At 61.6% G+C, this 17,268-nt stretch carries 17 protein-coding genes; 9 read left to right on the top strand and 8 right to left on the bottom strand.

Annotated features, from left to right (window positions below):
* Window positions 1-21: 21 nt before the first annotated feature.
* The 3 genes from algC to coaBC all read right to left on the bottom strand — a co-directional run bounded on the left by algC (window position 22) and on the right by coaBC (window position 4,358).
* On the bottom strand, window positions 22-1,410 hold the full coding sequence (algC, locus tag BLO50_RS21915) for a phosphomannomutase/phosphoglucomutase (RefSeq protein ID WP_208597432.1): 1,389 nt from the start codon (window positions 1,408-1,410) through the stop codon (window positions 22-24).
* Between the two features lie 1,257 nt (window positions 1,411-2,667).
* Complete coding sequence (dut, locus tag BLO50_RS07550) at window positions 2,668-3,123, bottom strand: dUTP diphosphatase (RefSeq protein ID WP_090250542.1); 456 nt, start codon at window positions 3,121-3,123, stop codon at window positions 2,668-2,670.
* Between the two features lie 26 nt (window positions 3,124-3,149).
* Entirely contained in the window at window positions 3,150-4,358 is a 1,209-nt protein-coding gene (gene coaBC / locus BLO50_RS07545) for a bifunctional phosphopantothenoylcysteine decarboxylase/phosphopantothenate--cysteine ligase CoaBC (RefSeq protein WP_090250539.1), read from the bottom strand.
* Between the two features lie 190 nt (window positions 4,359-4,548).
* Here coaBC and radC point away from each other — a divergent pair, with 190 nt between their 5' ends.
* Complete coding sequence (gene radC / locus BLO50_RS07540) at window positions 4,549-5,223, top strand: RadC family protein (RefSeq protein ID WP_090250537.1); 675 nt, start codon at window positions 4,549-4,551, stop codon at window positions 5,221-5,223.
* Here the strand turns inward: radC and BLO50_RS07535 are convergent.
* Window positions 5,220-6,809, bottom strand: coding sequence for an ABC transporter substrate-binding protein (locus BLO50_RS07535; protein ID WP_090250534.1), 1,590 nt, complete (start codon window positions 6,807-6,809; stop codon window positions 5,220-5,222). The two genes, radC and BLO50_RS07535, sit on opposite strands and share 4 nt — an antisense overlap.
* Window positions 6,810-7,156: 347 nt before the next feature.
* Between BLO50_RS07535 and rpmB the strand changes: the two genes are divergently transcribed.
* Both rpmB and rpmG read left to right on the top strand, forming a co-directional pair.
* Complete coding sequence (gene rpmB / locus BLO50_RS07530; protein WP_090240685.1) at window positions 7,157-7,393, top strand: 50S ribosomal protein L28; 237 nt, start codon at window positions 7,157-7,159, stop codon at window positions 7,391-7,393.
* Between the two features lie 10 nt (window positions 7,394-7,403).
* On the top strand, window positions 7,404-7,559 hold the full coding sequence (gene rpmG, locus BLO50_RS07525) for a 50S ribosomal protein L33 (protein ID WP_022960960.1): 156 nt from the start codon (window positions 7,404-7,406) through the stop codon (window positions 7,557-7,559).
* A gap of 136 nt (window positions 7,560-7,695) precedes the next feature.
* On the opposite strand, the gene BLO50_RS07520 is transcribed toward rpmG, so the two are convergent.
* Window positions 7,696-8,061 (bottom strand): cupin domain-containing protein, encoded by a 366-nt coding sequence (locus BLO50_RS07520; RefSeq protein WP_090250532.1) that lies wholly within the window; start codon window positions 8,059-8,061, stop codon window positions 7,696-7,698.
* Between the two features lie 260 nt (window positions 8,062-8,321).
* On the opposite strand from BLO50_RS07520, the gene BLO50_RS07515 reads away from it, so the two are divergent.
* Entirely contained in the window at window positions 8,322-9,815 is a 1,494-nt protein-coding gene (locus tag BLO50_RS07515; protein WP_090250529.1) for an aldehyde dehydrogenase, read from the top strand.
* Window positions 9,816-10,051: 236 nt separating this feature from the next.
* Complete coding sequence (locus BLO50_RS07510) at window positions 10,052-11,200, top strand: MFS transporter (RefSeq protein ID WP_090250527.1); 1,149 nt, start codon at window positions 10,052-10,054, stop codon at window positions 11,198-11,200.
* Here BLO50_RS07510 and BLO50_RS07505 read toward each other — a convergent pair.
* The gene (locus tag BLO50_RS07505) at window positions 11,190-12,647 is read right to left on the bottom strand and encodes an aminotransferase-like domain-containing protein (protein WP_090250523.1); all 1,458 of its coding nucleotides are present in this window, start codon (window positions 12,645-12,647) and stop codon (window positions 11,190-11,192) included. The genes BLO50_RS07510 and BLO50_RS07505 overlap by 11 nt on opposite strands.
* A 182-nt stretch (window positions 12,648-12,829) precedes the next feature.
* Between BLO50_RS07505 and BLO50_RS07500 the strand changes: the two genes are divergently transcribed.
* Window positions 12,830-13,072, top strand: coding sequence for a DUF1127 domain-containing protein (locus BLO50_RS07500; RefSeq protein WP_090250519.1), 243 nt, complete (start codon window positions 12,830-12,832; stop codon window positions 13,070-13,072).
* A 42-nt stretch (window positions 13,073-13,114) separates the two neighbouring features.
* Here BLO50_RS07500 and BLO50_RS07495 read toward each other — a convergent pair whose 3' ends face one another.
* Complete coding sequence (locus tag BLO50_RS07495) at window positions 13,115-14,428, bottom strand: NAD(P)/FAD-dependent oxidoreductase (protein WP_090250517.1); 1,314 nt, start codon at window positions 14,426-14,428, stop codon at window positions 13,115-13,117.
* Between the two features lie 175 nt (window positions 14,429-14,603).
* On the opposite strand from BLO50_RS07495, the gene BLO50_RS07490 reads away from it, so the two are divergent.
* Window positions 14,604-14,957, top strand: a complete 354-nt coding sequence (locus BLO50_RS07490; RefSeq protein ID WP_090250514.1) for a YkgJ family cysteine cluster protein — start codon at window positions 14,604-14,606, stop codon at window positions 14,955-14,957.
* Between the two features lie 3 nt (window positions 14,958-14,960).
* On the opposite strand, the gene dadR is transcribed toward BLO50_RS07490, so the two are convergent.
* A complete protein-coding gene (gene dadR, locus BLO50_RS07485) occupies window positions 14,961-15,449 on the bottom strand; it encodes a transcriptional regulator DadR (RefSeq protein ID WP_090250512.1) in 489 nt (162 codons plus the stop codon).
* 155 nt (window positions 15,450-15,604) lie between these two features.
* Between dadR and dadA the strand changes: the two genes are divergently transcribed.
* Window positions 15,605-16,903 carry a D-amino acid dehydrogenase gene (gene dadA, locus BLO50_RS07480; RefSeq protein WP_090250509.1) on the top strand — a complete coding sequence of 433 codons (1,299 nt, stop codon included), beginning with the start codon at window positions 15,605-15,607 and terminating at the stop codon, window positions 16,901-16,903.
* The gene (locus BLO50_RS07475) at window positions 16,878-17,228 is read left to right on the top strand and encodes a RidA family protein (protein ID WP_090250506.1); all 351 of its coding nucleotides are present in this window, start codon (window positions 16,878-16,880) and stop codon (window positions 17,226-17,228) included. Before dadA ends, BLO50_RS07475 begins: the two co-directional genes overlap by 26 nt.
* The last annotated feature ends 40 nt before the right edge of the window (window positions 17,229-17,268 follow it).

Below are 17,268 nucleotides of genomic sequence, written 5' to 3'. Positions count from 1 at the left end.
AGTAGAAAATTCGCTAATCAATCAGAACGGTAGATCGAGGTCGGGTACCGTGCTGTACAGCTGGGCACGGAAGACTTCCTTGATCCGTTCAAGTTCTTCTTCGGTTTCCGCCTCGAAGCGCAGTACCAGCACCGGCGTGGTGTTGGACGCGCGCACCAGGCCCCAGCCTTTGGGGTAGTCGACGCGTACGCCATCGAGGTTGGTGATATTGCCTTCACCCCATACACCGTCGCGCTGCAGGCGCTCGATGATGCTGAACTTGCTCTGCTCGGTGACCTGGATATTGATTTCCGGGGTGGCAATGTCATTGGGGAAGGCGCTGAACACGTGTTCAGCGTCGCGGCGATCCTGGCTGAGGATTTCCAGCAGGCGGGCGGCGGCATAGATGCCATCGTCAAAGCCGAACCAGCGCTCCTTGAAGAAGATATGCCCGCTCATTTCGCCGGCCAGCAGCGCGCCGGTTTCCTTCATTTTTTTCTTAATCAGCGAGTGACCGGTTTTCCACATCACCGGCCGGCCGCCGTAGCCGCTGATCAGCGGGGTCAGGCGGCGCGTGCATTTGACGTCGAAGATGATGTCCGCGCCGGGGTTGCGTGACACCACGTCTTTGGCGAACAGCATCAGCAGGCGGTCGGGGTAGACGACGGTACCGGTATTGGTCACCACACCGACGCGGTCGCCGTCGCCGTCGAAGGCCAGGCCGATATCGGCTTTCTCGCTTTTCACCTTGGCAATCAGGTCCGCCAGGTTTTCCGGCTTGCCGGGGTCCGGATGATGGTTGGGGAAGTTGCCGTCGACTTCGCAGTACAGCGGAATAACCGAGCAGCCCAGAGCCTCGATCAATTGCGGCGCGATCACTCCGGCTACGCCGTTGCCGCAATCGACTACCACGCGCATGGGCTTGGCCATGGCGATGTCGTCGCGGATCTGCTTGAAGTAGCGCTCCAGCACGTCAACCTGCTCGACCGTGCCGACGCCACTGGCCAGATCGTTGTTGTCGATGCGTGCTTTCAGCGCCTGGATCTGTTCGTTGGCCAGGGTATCGCCGGCTATGACGATCTTGAACCCGTTGTAATCGCGTGGGTTGTGGCTGCCAGTGAGCATCACCGCTGATTTGCCGGTGAGGATATGCCCTGCGTAATACACCACAGGCGTCGGCACCATGCCGACATCGCTTACGTTACAGCCGCAGTCGAGCAGGCCCTGGATCAGCTGTTGCGCCAGTTCCGGGCCGGACAGACGGCCGTCGCGGCCGACGGCGATGTTCGGCTCGCCCTGGGCCAGGCTTTGTGAGCCGATGGCGCGGCCGATCCAGTAGGCGGTTTCGGCATTCAGGCTGCGACCGACTACGCCACGAATATCGTAGGCGCGGAAGATATCGGCTGGCAGTTTGGGTGCTTTCGTCTGCAGGGGGGCTGGCGTCGGTTCATCGAGGCCGAGCAGGTCCTGGTCTTCATCGAGAATATCGATATCGAGGATGTCGGTGTCCTGAAACAGGGGGTCGACCATGGCGCTGGCAGGCGTCTGCATAGCGGCGACGCCTGGATTGACTGCGCCTGCATTATTAGTCGGGGCGGCGGCCTGTTCCGTAGCGCGGCGCGGCATGCGTGCAAGGTTTTGCGCCAGAATATCCAGGGCAGGCAGGCTCAGGCTGAACGCCTTGACGGCCTTGCCGGCGGACAGCTCCTTGAGCATCTGCCCCAGCTGCAGCACGTCGTCACGCAGGTGGCGTTGCAGGCTGCTCTGCAGCAGGTAGAGGCCGGTAATGGCGCCAGCCAGAGCCAGTAGCCCGGCGATGGCCAGCAGCAGCGGCGAGAACACCGGGTTGGTCAGTGACGGGCCAGGGGTAAAGCTGACCGTCCAGTTGGGGTTGCCAGTGCTGAATGACTGCGCGTTGCCTTGCGCGTCACCGCGCTGGGCCAGGACCTGGGCAGCGGTGTTATTAAATTGCTGGATCAGCTGGATCTGGCCGATTTCGGCAGGCATCACCGGTAGGCTAGCGAGCAGACGCTCCAAGTCTACAGCCAGCAGCAGGGTGCCATGCAGCGGCTCACCTTCGCTTAGACGCAGCGGCGCGGCGCTATACACCAGCCAGCGTTGGCCGACCTTGTAGGCCTCGGGTGCAGGCGTCTGGCCGTTTTCGGCGCGGCGCAGCATGTCCAGCGCGGCGAAGTTCATCGGCGCGCTGCGGCCCATGTCCTGCACAGCCTGGCCACGGGCATTGAGGTGCGCGTCGACTACCCCGTACCAGTAGGTGAGGTTGCGTTCGGCTGCGCGTACCTGAGTAATGTCCTGACTTTGTAGGGCCTGCAGCAGTTGCGGGTTGCGAGCAGCCGCCTGGGTGTCAGCGCTCAGCTGTTGCAGGGCTTTCTGCAGCACAGTCGCCTGACCACCGCCCCACGCCTGACTGAGTTGTTGCAGTTGCTGCTGGTAAGCGCTGTTAAGCGGGCCAAACCACAGCAGTGCACCGGCCAGGATGATGCCGATCAAGGCAGCCAGCATGCCCGGTAACAGGGCGTTGGGGCTGTTCTTGGCCGCTTTGACCTCGGCGGGGGCGCTGGTCAGTTGGGCGCTGGCGCTTGTCTCGTCAGTGTCCTTGGCCGTGCGCTTGAAGAGTTTCATGCAGCGTCTCCTCGGCAATTCATCCTGGAAATTAGATTAAGGCAATCAATGGCTACCGGAGTGGCCAAAGCCACCTGCGCCACGCTGACTCTCATCGAACTGTTCAACCAGTTCGAAATGCGCTTGCACCACCGGGACCAGAATCAGCTGGGCGATGCGTTCGCCGATGGCGATGGTGAAGGCGCTTTGTCCGCGGTTCCAGCAAGACACCATCAATTCGCCCTGGTAGTCCGAGTCGATCAGCCCGACGAGGTTTCCCAGCACGATGCCGTGTTTGTGACCCAGGCCCGAGCGCGGCAGGATCATTGCGGCCAGGCCGGGGTCGCCGATATAGATCGACAGGCCAGTGGGGATCAACACGGTTTGCCCCGGCTCAAGCACCAGCTCCTGCTTGAGCATGGCACGCAGGTCGAGGCCGGCGGAGCCCGGTGTGGCGTAGTGCGGCAGCGGAAATTCGGTGCCCAGGCGCGGGTCGAGGATCTTGGCTTGTAAGGCGTGCATATCGGGCTCTGTTCGGTAAGTGGGCGTCAGCAGCTGGCAATGCGCTCGGCAATAAAGCTCACCAGCTGGCGGGCAATCTTGCTCTTGCTGGTCTGGGCAAAGCTGCTTTGTTGCAGTTCACGGTCGATGATGGTGATGGCGTTTTCTTCGCTGTTGAAGCCGATGCTGGGGTTGGCCACGTCATTGGCGACAATCAGGTCGAGATTCTTGTCGCGTAGTTTGCGCGAGGCGTACTCCAGCAGATTTTCGGTTTCGGCGGCAAAGCCGACGCTGAACGGCCGGTCGCTACGCCCCGCCAGGGTGGCGAGAATATCCGGGTTGCGGACCATTTGCAGGAGTAGGCCATCACCACTGGTGGGGTCTTTTTTCAATTTGTGCTGGGCGACCACTTCCGGGCGGTAATCGGCCACCGCAGCGGCGGCGATCAGCAGGTCGCAGGGCATCGCGGCTTCGCAGGCGGCGAGCATGTCGCGGGCGCTGGTGACGTTGATGCGGGTAACGCGCTCAGGTGTGGGCAGGTGTACTGGGCCGCTGATCAGGGTGACTTTAGCGCCGGCCTCAGCTGCCGCTTCGGCGAGGGCAAAACCCATTTTGCCGGAGCTGTGGTTGGTGATGTAGCGCACCGGGTCGATGTTTTCCTGGGTCGGGCCCGCTGTGATCAGCACATGCTTGCCGGTCAGTGCCTGATGCTGGAAGCAGTCAGCGGCACACTGCACCAGCTGTTCCGCTTCGAGCATACGACCCAGGCCGACATCGCCGCAGGCCTGGCTGCCTGCGGCTGGGCCGAACAGGTGCAGGCCGCGTTGGGTCAGCAGCTGGGCATTGGCCTGGGTCGCTGGGTCGCGCCACATGGCCTGGTTCATTGCTGGTGCGAGAGCGACGGTGGCGTCGGTGGCCAGCACCAGTGTGGTCAGCAGGTCATCGGCGACACCTTGAGCCAGGCGCGCCATGAGGTCGGCAGTGGCGGGGGCGATGAGGACCAGGTCAGCCCAGCGTGCCAGCTCGATATGGCCCATGGCCGCTTCGGCCTCGGGGTCGAGCAGGTCGAGGTGCACCGGATGCCCGGACAGGGCTTGCAGGGTCAGCGGGGTGATGAACTCTCGACCACCTTTGGTCATGACCACGCGCACGTCGGCGTCCTGGTCCTTGAGTCGGCGAATCAGCTCAGCACTTTTATAGGCGGCAATACCGCCGCCCACGCCAACAATGATGCGTTTCCGATACAGCCGCTGCATAGGCCTGCCTTTTATAGAGATGGGTATACACCGCGACGCTGACACCTCCCCAGGCCGGTCGCCGCATAAAAGTTGGGCTACGATAGCACAAGGGTTGTATGCGAGTAGCGCTGCCAAGTGCTTGCCTGGCTTGGCTTTGCGCTCGCTGACGTGGCGCTTTGTCGCGCCTTTTAGCGCACATGGAGGTGTGATGAGTATTCGTGATTGGCCGGCGGCCGAGCGCCCACGGGAAAAACTCCTCGCTCAAGGCGCCGCCGCGCTCACCGACGCTGAGTTGTTGGCAATTTTCTTGCGCACCGGAGTGGCTGGGCAGAGTGCTGTGGATCTGGCGCGTCACCTGTTGGGCGACTTCGGCAGTCTGCGTGCTTTGTTACAGGCCGACCTGTCTTCGTTCAGTCAGCGGCTAGGCCTGGGGCCCGCTAAATTCGCCCAGCTGCAGGCGGTGCTGGAGATGGCACGTCGGCACCTGGCCGAACAACTGCGCCGCGATTCGGCGCTGGAAAGCCCGCAGGCCGTGCGCGATTACCTGAAAGCGCTGCTACGCCACGAGCCGCATGAGGTGTTCGGCTGTCTGTTTCTCGATGCCAAGCACCGAGTGCTGGCCTTTGAAGCGCTATTTCATGGCTCCATCGACAGTGCCAGTGTTTACCCCCGTCAGGTGGTCAAGCGCGCCTTGGCGCACAACGCGGCTGCGCTGATTCTGACCCATAATCATCCGTCCGGTGTCGCCGAGCCCAGTCAGGCGGATCGGGTGCTGACCCGCCGCCTGAAAGAGACGCTGGAGCTGGTGGATGTGCGCGTACTCGACCACTTTATCGTCGGCGACGGTGAGCCGCTGTCGATGGCCGAGTACGGTTGGCTCTAAGGCGCCAGGCGTACCTTGGAAAAGTCCTGGCGACCGAACGGGCTGACCTGATAACCCTCGACCTGCTTGCGCGTCAGCGCATAGGCGGTCGGGTGGGCCAGCGGCAGCCACAGCGCTTGTTGCTGGATGATCGTTTGCGCCTTTTTATACAACTGGCTGCGCTGCGCCTGGTCGCTGGTGCTTTTGCCATCGGCGATCAGCTTGTCCAGTTGCGGATCGCAATAGCGCGCGAAGTTCAGCCCGGATTCGAGCGAGGCGCAGGCAAACTGCGGGGTGAGGAAGTTGTCCGGGTCACCGTTGTCGCCTGCCCAGCCCATAAATAGCAGGTCATGCTCGCCAGCTTTGGCGCGGCGAATCAGCTCGCCCCATTCAATCACGCGGATTTCCGCTTTGATGCCGACTTTGGCGAGGTCAGCCTGCAGCAACTGCGCGCCCAGGCTCGGGTTGGGGTTGAGTACGCTGCCGGTGGGGCGGGTCCAGATGGTGGTGCTGAAGCCATCGGCTAGGCCGGCCTGCTTGAGCAGGTCGCGGGCTTTCTGCGGGTCGTGGGGGTAACCGGGCAGTTCGCTGGCGTAGCTCCAGGTATTCGGTGGATAGGGGCCGTTGGCGGCCTCGGCGCTATTTTCGAATACTGCCTTGAGGTAGCTGGATTTATCGAACGCCAGGTTGATCGCCTGGCGTACGGCGGGTTGATCCAACGGTGGATGCTGACTGTTGATGCCGACGAAGGCGGTCATAAAGGCTGCGGTGTGGGTGCTTTTCAGGTTGTTATCAGCGCTGATCGCCTGAACATCCTGTGGTTTCGGCGACAGTGCGATATGGCACTCACCGCGGCGTAACTTCTGCAAGCGCACGTTGGCGTCGGGTGTGATCGCGAATACCAGATTGTCCACCGCAGGCTTGCCTGCGAAGTAGCTCGGGTTGGCGCTGTAGCGCACGCTGGCGTCCTTCTGGAAGCGCTTGAAGACAAACGGCCCTGTGCCGATGGGCTGGCTGTTGAGGGTTTCCGGCGTACCGGCTGCCAGTAATTGCGCGGCGTACTCGGCGGAGTAAATAGACGCGAAGCCCATGCTCAAGGTGGCGAGAAAGGTGGCATCCGGGCGGTTAAGGCTAAAGCGCAGGCTGTGTTCGCCGGTTTTTTCGATGGATTTGATCAGGCTCGGTAGCTGCATCGACTGGGCGTGGGGATAACCACTGGGGGCGACCTTGTGCCACGGGTGCGCCGGATCAAGCATGCGCTGCAAGCTGAACAGCACGTCATCGGCATTCAATGCGCGGCTGGGGGTGAAGTACTCGGTCTTATGGATCTGCACGTCCGGACGCAGGGTGAAGCTGTAACTCAGGCCATCCGGGCTGACTTCCCAGGCTTGCGCCAGGCTCGGCTGCAACGTGCCGCTGGTCGCATCGAAATCCACCAGGCGGTTCATCAGCACGTCGGCTGATGCGTTGGTGGTGGTCAGCGAGTTGTACTGCACCACATCAAAGCCATCTGGGCTGGCCTCAGTGCAGACGCTGAGCGTACTGGCCTGGGTCAGGGCGGGCGTAATCAGTGGAACGAGCAGTAGCGGTAGGGCGGCGAGACGCATGGCAAACTCCTTGGTCGCGTGGGGACGCTGGCGCAGGTCTTACCCTAGGCTATTAAACGAAGGCAGGGCAATCAGTCTTGGCGACGAGCGGTCGATCTGCGCTATTGCTGTTGCTGGCAGGTCTGGAAGCGGAAATTGCAGTGCGAAGCGCGCCGGGGAATGTGCGTTTAACCTTGTTGCGCTGAGGGCTTTCTGGTATAAAGCAGCGCTCTTTTGTAGGGGCCCGGTTCTTGCGCTTTCAGGTACGGCCGGTAAGACCCTCGAGATACGCGGCGCTGAGCGCCAAGATTGAATAATTAGCGGCCAACCCATGCCGGGTTGGGCATGTGGTTTTAGAGGGCTGAGGCATGTCGAGAGTCTGTCAAGTTACCGGTAAGGGTCCGGTAACCGGGAATAACATTTCCCACGCAAACAACAAAACCCGTCGTCGTTTCCTGCCGAACCTGCAGCATCACCGCTTCTGGGTCGAGTCTGAAAACCGTTTCGTGCGTCTGCGCGTTTCTGCCAAAGGCATGCGTTGCATCGACAAGCGTGGTATTGACGTCGTTCTGTCCGAGCTGCGTGCTCGCGGCGAAAAGGTTTAAGGAGAAAGTCATGCGTGAATTGATCCGTTTGATCTCGAGTGCCGGTACTGGTCACTTCTACACTACCGACAAAAACAAGCGCACCACTCCGGACAAAATCGAAATTAAAAAATTCGATCCGGTTGTGCGTAAGCACGTGATGTACAAGGAAGGCAAGATCAAGTAATTGATCTGACGCCTTGCCGAAAAAGCCCGCTTTTATAGCGGGCTTTTTCTTGCCTGCGATTTACTGTCGTGATGTGCAGGCCACAAAAAGCCCGCCATAAAGGCGGGCAAAGGGTGACGCATGAAGAGTGGCCTGATCAGTGGCTGGCTTGCTCGAAGATCACATAGACCTTGCGGCAGGGCTCCAGCACTTCCCAGGTACCAGAGAAGCCGGCCGGGATAACAAAGCGGTCGCCGGCGCGCAGGGTCTTGGCGTTGCCGTCCTTGTCGCGCAGCACCGAGACACCCTGCAAAATCTCGCAGTATTCGTGTTCGGTGTAGTTGATGGTCCAATGGCCGACGTCGCCTTCCCAGATCCCCGTATTGAATTGGCCACACGAGCTGCCGTAGTGGTTGCGCACGCTTTGCTCGGGGGCGCCCTTGAGCACTTTCTCTGCTGCCGGACGGTAATGTTCAGGCGTGGTGGTGGCGGTGGCGAAGTCGACGATCTTTTCGATATTCATAAGCATGTCCGGTAGGAATTGAGCGCCGGTTTAGGCCAGGCTTGTTGTCGGTTTGGGTGGTAATTTCGGCAGTCTATGTTTAATAAAGCACACATAACAAGGCGGCTTTGCCAGTTTTTGTAAAAAATATTGGAAGTGTGCAGGCCGCTGGTTTAGTGTTGCCGGCAGGATTGGGTGAGCAGGTTCTTGCGGCCCCATGCAGAATAATTGACAGCGCAGCGACCACCAGCGGCGCTTTACTAGCGATAGAGGATGTTCGAATGACTAGCCTGACTCGTGCCGACTGGGAGCAGCGCGCCAAGAACCTGAAGATCGAAGGCCGCGCCTTTGTTCATGGCGAGTACCGCGCCGCTGTCTCTGGAGCCACCTTTGAGTGCATCAGCCCGGTCGACGGACGCCTGCTCGGCCTAGTAGCCAGCTGTGACCTGGCCGATGCCGAGTTGGCCGTGGCGGATGCCCGCGCCACCTTTGAGTCCGGCGTCTGGTCGCGTATGGCGCCGGCTCAGCGCAAGCGCATCATGATCCGTTTTGCCGACCTGATGGATCAGCACGCCGAAGAGCTGGCCCTGCTGGAGACCCTCGACATGGGCAAGCCGATCAGCGACGCCCTGGGTGTCGATGTGCCGGGTGCCTCGCGGGCGATTCGCTGGAGCGGCGAAGCGGTCGACAAGATTTACGACGAAGTGGCGGCTACCCCGCATGACGAGCTGGGCCTGGTGACTCGCGAGCCGGTCGGCGTAGTCGCGGCCATCGTGCCGTGGAACTTCCCGATGATCATGACCTGCTGGAAGCTCGGCCCGGCGCTGGCCACCGGCAACTCGGTGATCGTCAAACCGTCCGAAAAATCCCCGCTGACCGCCCTGCGCATGGCGCAGCTGGCACTGGACGCCGGCATCCCGGCGGGCGTACTCAACGTGCTGCCAGGTTACGGCCACACCGTCGGCAAGGCGCTGGCGCTGCATATGGACGTCGACACGCTGGTGTTTACCGGGTCGACCAAGATCGCCAAGCAACTGATGATCTATGCCGGCGAATCGAACATGAAGCGCGTCTGGCTGGAAGCCGGCGGCAAGAGCGCGAATATCGTTTTCGCTGATGCGCCGGACCTCAAGGCCGCAGCCGAGGCCGCTGCAGCAGCAATCTGCTTTAACCAGGGTGAGATGTGCACCGCCGGCTCACGTCTACTGGTGGAGCGTTCGATCAAAGACACATTCATGCCCATGGTCCTAGAGGCCATGCAGGACTGGAAAGCCGGTCATGCCCTAGACCCTGACACCAAAGTCGGCGCGCTGGTCGATGCGGGTCACCTGAATGCCGTGCTTGGCTACATCGACGCCGGCCACAAGGATCAGGCCAAGCTGCTCTGCGGCGGCAAACGCACCCTGGAAGAGACTGGCGGCCAGTACGTTGAGCCGACCATCTTCGATGACGCGCACAACGCCATGCGCATCGCTCAGGAAGAGATCTTCGGCCCCGTGCTGACGGTGATCCCGTTCGACAGCACCGAGGAAGCGATCCAGATCGCCAACGACAGCATCTACGGCCTGGCAGCCGCCATCTGGACCAGCAACCTGTCCAAGGCTCACCTGGCCGCCAAGGCGCTGCGTGTTGGCAGCATGTGGGTCAACCAATACGACGGCGGCGATATGACCGCACCGTTCGGCGGCTTCAAGCAGTCTGGTAACGGCCGTGACAAGTCGCTGCATGCCTTCGATAAGTACACCGAGATTAAGGCGACCTGGATCAAACTGTAACGCTACCGGGACGACCTCCGGGCCGTCGGCCATGCTGCGTTGCGTCCTCGCTTTTAATGCTCACGTACTGCAGTACGCTGCGCTTAAAAGCTCCGGGGCGCCTTGCCTGGCCTTAGTCCCATAGCTCTGACGGGTTTGGCTCCACTAAATCCATTTGCGGCCGGGTTCCTATGGAGCCCGGCCGTTTTGCATCTGTGCAACGGGTGTTGAGCGAGCCAGGGAATGGAGTGAGAAAAATGAATTGGATGACCTATTTCGCCGTCAGTGCGGCGGTGGTGATCGTCGGTTTGGCGTTGGGCGTGACGCTGCCGCTGGTGTCGTTTCGCCTTGAGTCCTGGGGTTATGGCCCCTTTGCGATTGGCGTGATGGCGGGCATGCCGGCCGTTGGCGTGTTGCTCGGCGCGCGGCTGACCGGGCACTTGGCCGGTTGGTTCGGCACGCCGCAGACCCTGCGCTTGTGTCTACTGGCCAGCGCCGCCTCGGTGGCGCTGCTGAGCGTGATGCCGAGCTATCCGCTGTGGCTGCTGCTGCGTCTGCTGATTGGCATCTCCTTGACCGTGGTGTTTGTGCTCGGCGAAAGCTGGATCAATCAGCTGGTCGAGGACCGTCTGCGCGGCCGTCTGGTGGCGCTGTATGGCACCGGCTTTGCGCTCAGCCAGCTGTGCGGGCCGCTGCTGCTGACCCTGCTGGGTACGGAAAGTGACCGCGGCTTCTGGTTCTCTGCCGCGCTGCTGGTGGGCGGTAGCCTGCTGCTGTTGGGCCGCGATGGAGCGCCCAAGGTCGATGCGCAGAGTGCGTCCGGGCGCGGCATACTGGCGTTCTGCCGCACTTCGCCGGCGATTGCCTGGGCGGTGGTGCTGTTTGCCGCGTTCGAGGCGATGGTGCTGACCTTGCTGCCGGTGTACCTGGTGCGCGAAGGCTTTGCCCAGCAGATGGCATTGATCATGGTCAGTGCGGTGGTGGTGGGCGGTGCGGCGCTGCAATTGCCGATTGGCTGGATGGCCGACCGGGTGCCACGGCAGACGCTGTTCCGCTGCTGCGGGGTGGTGCTGTTGCTGTCGAGTCTGAGCATTCCGTCATTGCTGCACACGCCGCTGATCTGGGTCGTGCTGGTATTGTTTGGCGCCAGCGCGGGCGGCCTGTACACCCTGTCGCTGATTCTGGTCGGGCAGCGTTACCGCGACGATGCGCTGGTGCGCGCCAACTCGCATATCGCCCTGCTCTGGGGCGCGGGTTGTCTGCTCGGGCCGCTGTCGACCGGTGCCGCCAGTCAGTGGGTCAGCGGTCATGCGCTGCCGATCCTGATGGCGATTGGCGCGGCGCTGTTTGTCTGGTTGGCGTTTCAGCGAGGTGCATTCAGCGAGGTGGCGGCCATCAAGGCGTGACCGCAACCTCTGCGCTGTTGTGTACGAGTTGTTGCTCGGCGAGCAGCGCGGCCACGCATTCGCCGACCTGGCGAATTGACTGTTCAAGCGCTGGAGTGGGTTGCCCGGCGTAGTTGATGCGCAGGCAATTGCGGTATTTGCCGGCGGCGGAAAAGATGCTGCCGGGCGCGATCTGGATGTTGTATGGCTGCAGCACACGGTTCAGGCGCTGGCTGTCAAAGCCCTGTGGCAGCTCCAGCCACAGCATAAAGCCGCCCTGGGGCCGGCTGACCCGCGTGCCGGCGGGGAAGTAGCGGCTGACCCAGTCGATCATGCAATCGCGGTTGCGCATGTATTGGCTGCGCATGCGGCGTAGATGCGGCTCGTAATGCCCGCTGGCGATGTACTCGGCCAGGGCCAGCTGGGGCAGTTGTGCGGCCATGCCGGTGCTCATGTATTTGAGGTGCAGCACCTGTTGCAGGTAGCGACCCGGGGCAATCCAGCCGGCCCGCAGGCCGGGCGCCAGGGTCTTGGAAAACGAGCTGCAGAACAGCACGCGACCGTCCTCGTCGAATGATTTGATGCTGCGTGGGCGTGGGTAGCTGTAGGCCAGCTCGCCGTACACATCATCCTCGATAATCGCCACGTCATAGCGCTGCGCCAGGGCCAGCAGGGCGCGTTTGTTGACCTCCGGCATGATGTAACCGAGCGGGTTGTTGCAGTTGGGGGTGAGCTGGATGGCCTTGATCGGCCATTGCTCCAGCGCGAGTTCCAAGGCCTCCAGGCTGATCCCGGTGAGCGGGTCGGTGGGCAACTCCAGGGCCTTCATGCCGTAGCCCTTGAGTGCCTGCATTACGCCATGAAAGCTCGGTGAGTCCACGGCCACGATGTCGCCCGGCTCGCACACGGCGCGAATGGCCACGGACAGGGCTTCGTGGCAGCCGGTGGTGGTGACGATCTCTTCAATGGCGATCTGGCAGCCGGAGTCGAGCATTAGGCGTGACAGTTGTGCGCGCAGGCCAGGGTCACCATACAGGCTGCCATAGCTCAGCTCCTTGACCTCCTGGCGGCGGCTCATGCGTGACAGGGTGCGCAGCAGCGGTTTCAGGGTTGGGCTGCTGATATCCGGCATGCCACGCCCCAGTTGCAGCACATCACCGCCTGGCGGCCGGCTGATCAGCTCCAACACCTGGTCCCACTGGGAAATATCCACCGGTCGCTGGGCGGCGCGGCTGACCATCGGTAGCGCCGGCTGCTGGCGTGCCTGGGGCACAAAGTAGCCGGACTTGGGCTTGGGCGTGGCCAGGCCCTGATCCTCCAGGTGGCGGTAGGCCTGCTGCACGGTGCTCAGGCTGACGCCATGTTCCAGGCTGAGGGCGCGCACGGAGGGCAGACGATCGCCGGGGCGATACAAACCCTGCTCGATACGGGCGCCGAGCAGCTCAGCCAGGTTGACGTAAAGCGTCATAACAGTTGCCTCGCAATTTCTCTGTGTGCCGCACCAAGTCAGTACAGATAGGCAACAAATCCACCATTCAGAGCTTGGTTTCTGAAATCTGTATGGATTTAAAAGTATATTTTTGAATCTGTCATGCTTTTCCCGCGTCACTCATCATGACCTCCCATCAGGCTTACGTGCAGGAGCAGGCGATGAACGGGTTGAGTGATGTCAGGCTGACAATTAAATCAGGCGAGCTGCAGCAGTCTGCGGGCGGGCATCTGTATGCTCAAAAGGATGCGGCGAAGCCAGCTGTACGCCGCTGGAGCACATTCTGGCAGCGCCTGACGACTCGCCGCGCGCTGCTGAGGCTGACCGATGAACAGCTCAAGGATATCGGGCTAAGCCGCGGGCAGGCCCTGCGCGAGGCGCAGCTGCCGTTCTGGAAGCTGTGAGGGGAATGCGCAGCAGGTCGTTGTGGCCTGCTGCGTAGTACGTCAGACCAGTTCTTTCATCCGGTGCCAGAGCATGCCCAGGGCGAGCAGCGGCGAGCGCAGGTGTTTGCCGCCAGGGAAGGTCATGTGCGGCACCTTGGCGAACAGGTCGAAGCCGCTGCTGGCCTGGCCGGCGATGGCCTCGCCGAGCAGTTTGCCGGCCAGGTGCGTGGCGTTGACGCCGTGGCCCGAGTAGGCCTGGGCGTAATACACGTTGGGCTGTTCCTTGAGACGGCCGATCTGCGGCAGGCGGTTGGCGCCGATGCCGATCATGCCGCCCCATTGGTAGTCGATTTTCACGTCGTTCAGGTGCGGGAAGACTTCCAGCATTTTAGGTCGCATATAGCCGGCGATGTCTGCAGGATCGCGACCGGAATAGTGGCAGGCACCGCCGAACAACAAGCGGCGGTCGGCGGACAGACGGTAATAATCCAGGGCTACGCGCTGGTCACACAGCGCCATGTTCTGCGGAATGATCGCCCGCGCTTCGGCTTCGGACAGCGGTTCGGTCGCAATCACGTAGCTGCCGGCCGGCAGCACCTTGCCGCCCAAATTGCTGTTCAGGCCATTCAGATAAGCGTTGCAGCCGAGTACCAGGGTAGTTGCGCGCACCACGCCCTGGGCAGTGTGCACCTTGACCTCACTGCCGTAGTCGATGCGCGTCACTGCCGAGTTCTCGAACAGCTGTACGCCCAGACTCTGTGCTGCAGCGGCTTCGCCGAGAGCCAGGTTGAGAGGGTGCAGGTGGCCGGAGCCCATGTCGATCATGCCGCCAACATAGCGATTGGAGCCGACTACTTCGTGCATCTGCTCCGGTTGCAGCAGGCGCATTTCATGGCGATAACCCAGCTGCTTGAGCTCGGCCATGTCTTCGGCGAAGTCAGCGAGGTGGCTGGGTTTGTTGGCCAGGTCGCAGTAGCCCCAGGTCAGGTCGCAGTCGATATTGAACTGCTCGATACGCTGGCGGACGATTTCCACCGCTTCCAGGCCCATCAGTTTCAGTTCGCGCACGCCTTGCGCGCCAATCACCGATTCAAATTGCTCCACGCCATGGCCGACACCGCGAATCAGCTGGCCGCCGTTGCGCCCGCTGGCGCCCCAGCCAATCTTATGCGCTTCCAGCAGCACTACCGAGAGGCCTTTCTGTGCCAGCTCAATGGCTGTGTTAAGGCCGGAAAAACCACCGCCGACGATGCACACATCGGCACGCAACTCACCGCCCAGGGCGGGGTAGTCGAGCTGGCGATTGGCGCTGGCGGCGTAATAGGAGTTGGCGTGCTGGCTGCTGTGAACCGGCTGGTGAACGCGGGCGTTCATGTGTGGAATCCTGATTATTATGTTTGGAAAATTTTACGAAGCATAAGCGTCGAATTTGCCAAACGCCAAGAGGCAATCGCGAAATAAGCGGATTTTCGTCGGTTAGCCGCTGCTCCTGTCGCGATTCAACTTTGGCCACGGTTACTATGCCGGCCTGTGTTTCAGGATCACGTCCATGAGTTGCACCAGTCGAAAGATCGATCAGCTGCGTTTGCAGATTCCCAGTTTCGCCTGCGTGCCGGGCTGCCACGATTGCTGCGGCCCGGTCACGGCCTCATCCGAGGAGATGTCGCGGCTGCCGGTGAAAAGTGATGCCGAGCATGACGCTGCACTGGCCGAGTTCAATTGCGTGCACCTGGGCCCGCAAGGCTGCACGGTGTATGACCAGCGCCCGCTGATCTGCCGGCTGTTTGGCACCACGCCAAGCCTGCCATGCCCGCGTGGCCAGGGACCGGAGCAGATGATTGAGCCTGCAGTGGCAAAGCAGGTGCACCAGTTGATTGCGACTACCCGCCAAGTTCTTGTCTGACTGCTAGTCGGCAATCGGCAGGCTCAGGCTCTCTTTCACTTCTTCCATGACGATATAGCTCTTCGACTCGCGCACGTGCGGCAGCTTGAGCAGGATGTCGCCGAGCAGCTTGCGGTAGCTGGCCATCTCGTTGATCCGCGCCTTCACCAGGTAGTCGAAGTCGCCAGACACCAGGTGGCATTCGAGCACATGCGGCAGCTTCAGTACGGCGCGGCGGAACTCCTCGAAGGTGTCGCCGGACTTGTAGTCCAGGCTGATCTCGACAAACACCAGCAGGCTGGCCTTGAGCTGCTGCGGGTTGAGCCGGGCGTGGTAGCCCATGATGATCCCTTCGCGCTCCAGGCGGCGTACGCGCTCGGTGCAGGGTGTGGTCGACAGGCCAACCCGCTCGCCCAGCTCGGTAAAGCTGATGCGCCCATCTTCCTGCAGGATCCGCAAGATATTGCGGTCGATCTTGTCCAGTTCGCGGCGGCTCTGATGTTGGGTGCGCACGGTGGATACCCCTCTGTAGAAGGCGATTTTGCCAAGAATTGTCGCCAAATATAGCTATTTATATAGTGAAAAGCACTGCTGATCTCTTCCTATACTGCGCTCAATTGTGATCTCAGGAATTATCCGTCGCGCATTGTCGCGGCGAGGAGAGCGGCATGCGGGTTTTAGTTCTCGGCAGCGGTGTGATTGGTACAGCCAGTGCGTATTACCTGGCGCGTCAGGGGTTTGAAGTGGTGGTGGTCGACCGGCAGCACGCCCCGGCCATGGAAACCAGCTTCGCCAACGCTGGCCAGGTGTCCCCTGGCTACGCCTCACCATGGGCTGCCCCGGGCGTGCCGCTGAAAGCGATCAAGTGGCTGCTGCAAAAACACGCACCGCTGGCAATCAAAGCCACTGCGGATATCGACCAATACCTGTGGATGGCGCAGATGCTGCGCAACTGCACCGCCAGCCGTTACGCGGTGAACAAGGAGCGCATGGTGCGGTTGTCCGAGTACAGCCGCGACTGCCTCGACGAGTTGCGCGCGGAAACCGGTATCGCCTATGAAGGTCGCAGCCTGGGCACCACCCAGCTGTTCCGCACCCAGGCGCAACTGGATAACGCGGCGAAAGACATCGCCGTGCTGCAGCAATCCGGTGTGCCCTATGAAGTGCTCGACCGCGCTGGCATCGCCCGCGTTGAACCGGCCCTGGCCGCTGTGACCGACAAGCTGGCTGGCGCGCTGCGTCTGCCGAATGACCAGACCGGCGATTGCCAGCTGTTCACCACCAAACTGGCCGAGATGGCCAAGGCGCTGGGTGTGGAATTCCGCTTCGGTCAGGACATTCAGCGGATCGACGCCGTGGGCGACCGGGTCAATGGCGTGTGGATCGACGGCAAGCTGGAAACCGCCGACCGCTACGTGCTGGCGCTCGGCAGCTTCAGCCCGCAACTGCTCAAGCCGCTGGGCATCAAAGCGCCGGTGTATCCGCTCAAGGGATACTCGCTGACCGTGCCAATCACCAATGTGGCGATGGCGCCGACTTCAACCATCCTCGATGAAACCTACAAGGTGGCGATCACCCGTTTCGACAACCGCATCCGCGTGGGTGGCATGGCGGAAATCGCCGGCTTCGACCTGAGCCTCAACCCGCGTCGTCGCGAAACCCTGGAAATGATTACCGCCGATCTCTACCCGCAAGGCGGCGATCTGCGCCAGGCCGAATTCTGGACCGGCCTGCGCCCGGCCACCCCGGACGGCACGCCGATTGTCGGTGCCACCGGCTTGCGTAATTTGTTCCTCAACACCGGTCACGGCACACTGGGCTGGACCATGGCCTGCGGCTCCGGTCGCCTGCTTGCCGATCTGATGGCGAAAAAGCGTCCGCAGATCAGCGCCGAAGGCCTGGATATTTCCCGTTACAGCCGTTCCCAGGAGAGTCACAAGCATGTCAGTACAGCGCCTGCACACTGAAAGTCGTTACAGCGAAATCGTCATCCATAACGGCACGGTCTACCTGGCCGGGCAACTGGCGGACGACTACAGCGGCGACATCGTGCAGCAAACCCGCGAAACCTTGGCCAATACCGACCGCATGTTGGCCGAGGCCGGCAGCGACAAGTCGAAGATCCTTTCCGTGACCATCTACCTGAAGGACATGGACCGCGATTACGCCGGGCTTAATCAGGTCTGGGATGCCTGGGTCGCGCCAGGCGCGGCGCCTGCACGGGCTTGCGTCGAGGCGAAGATGTACAAGCCTGAGGTGCTGGTGGAAATGATGATCGTGGCCGCCCTGTAAATCGGCCCGTCCCGTTTGCGATAAGTGTTTGCCCGGCCAT

It is taken from the genome of Pseudomonas peli (assembly GCF_900099645.1).
GTDB lineage: Bacteria > Pseudomonadota > Gammaproteobacteria > Pseudomonadales > Pseudomonadaceae > Aquipseudomonas > Aquipseudomonas peli.
Note: the sequence above shows the minus strand (reverse complement) of the source record. Positions and strands in the feature narration are given on the sequence as shown.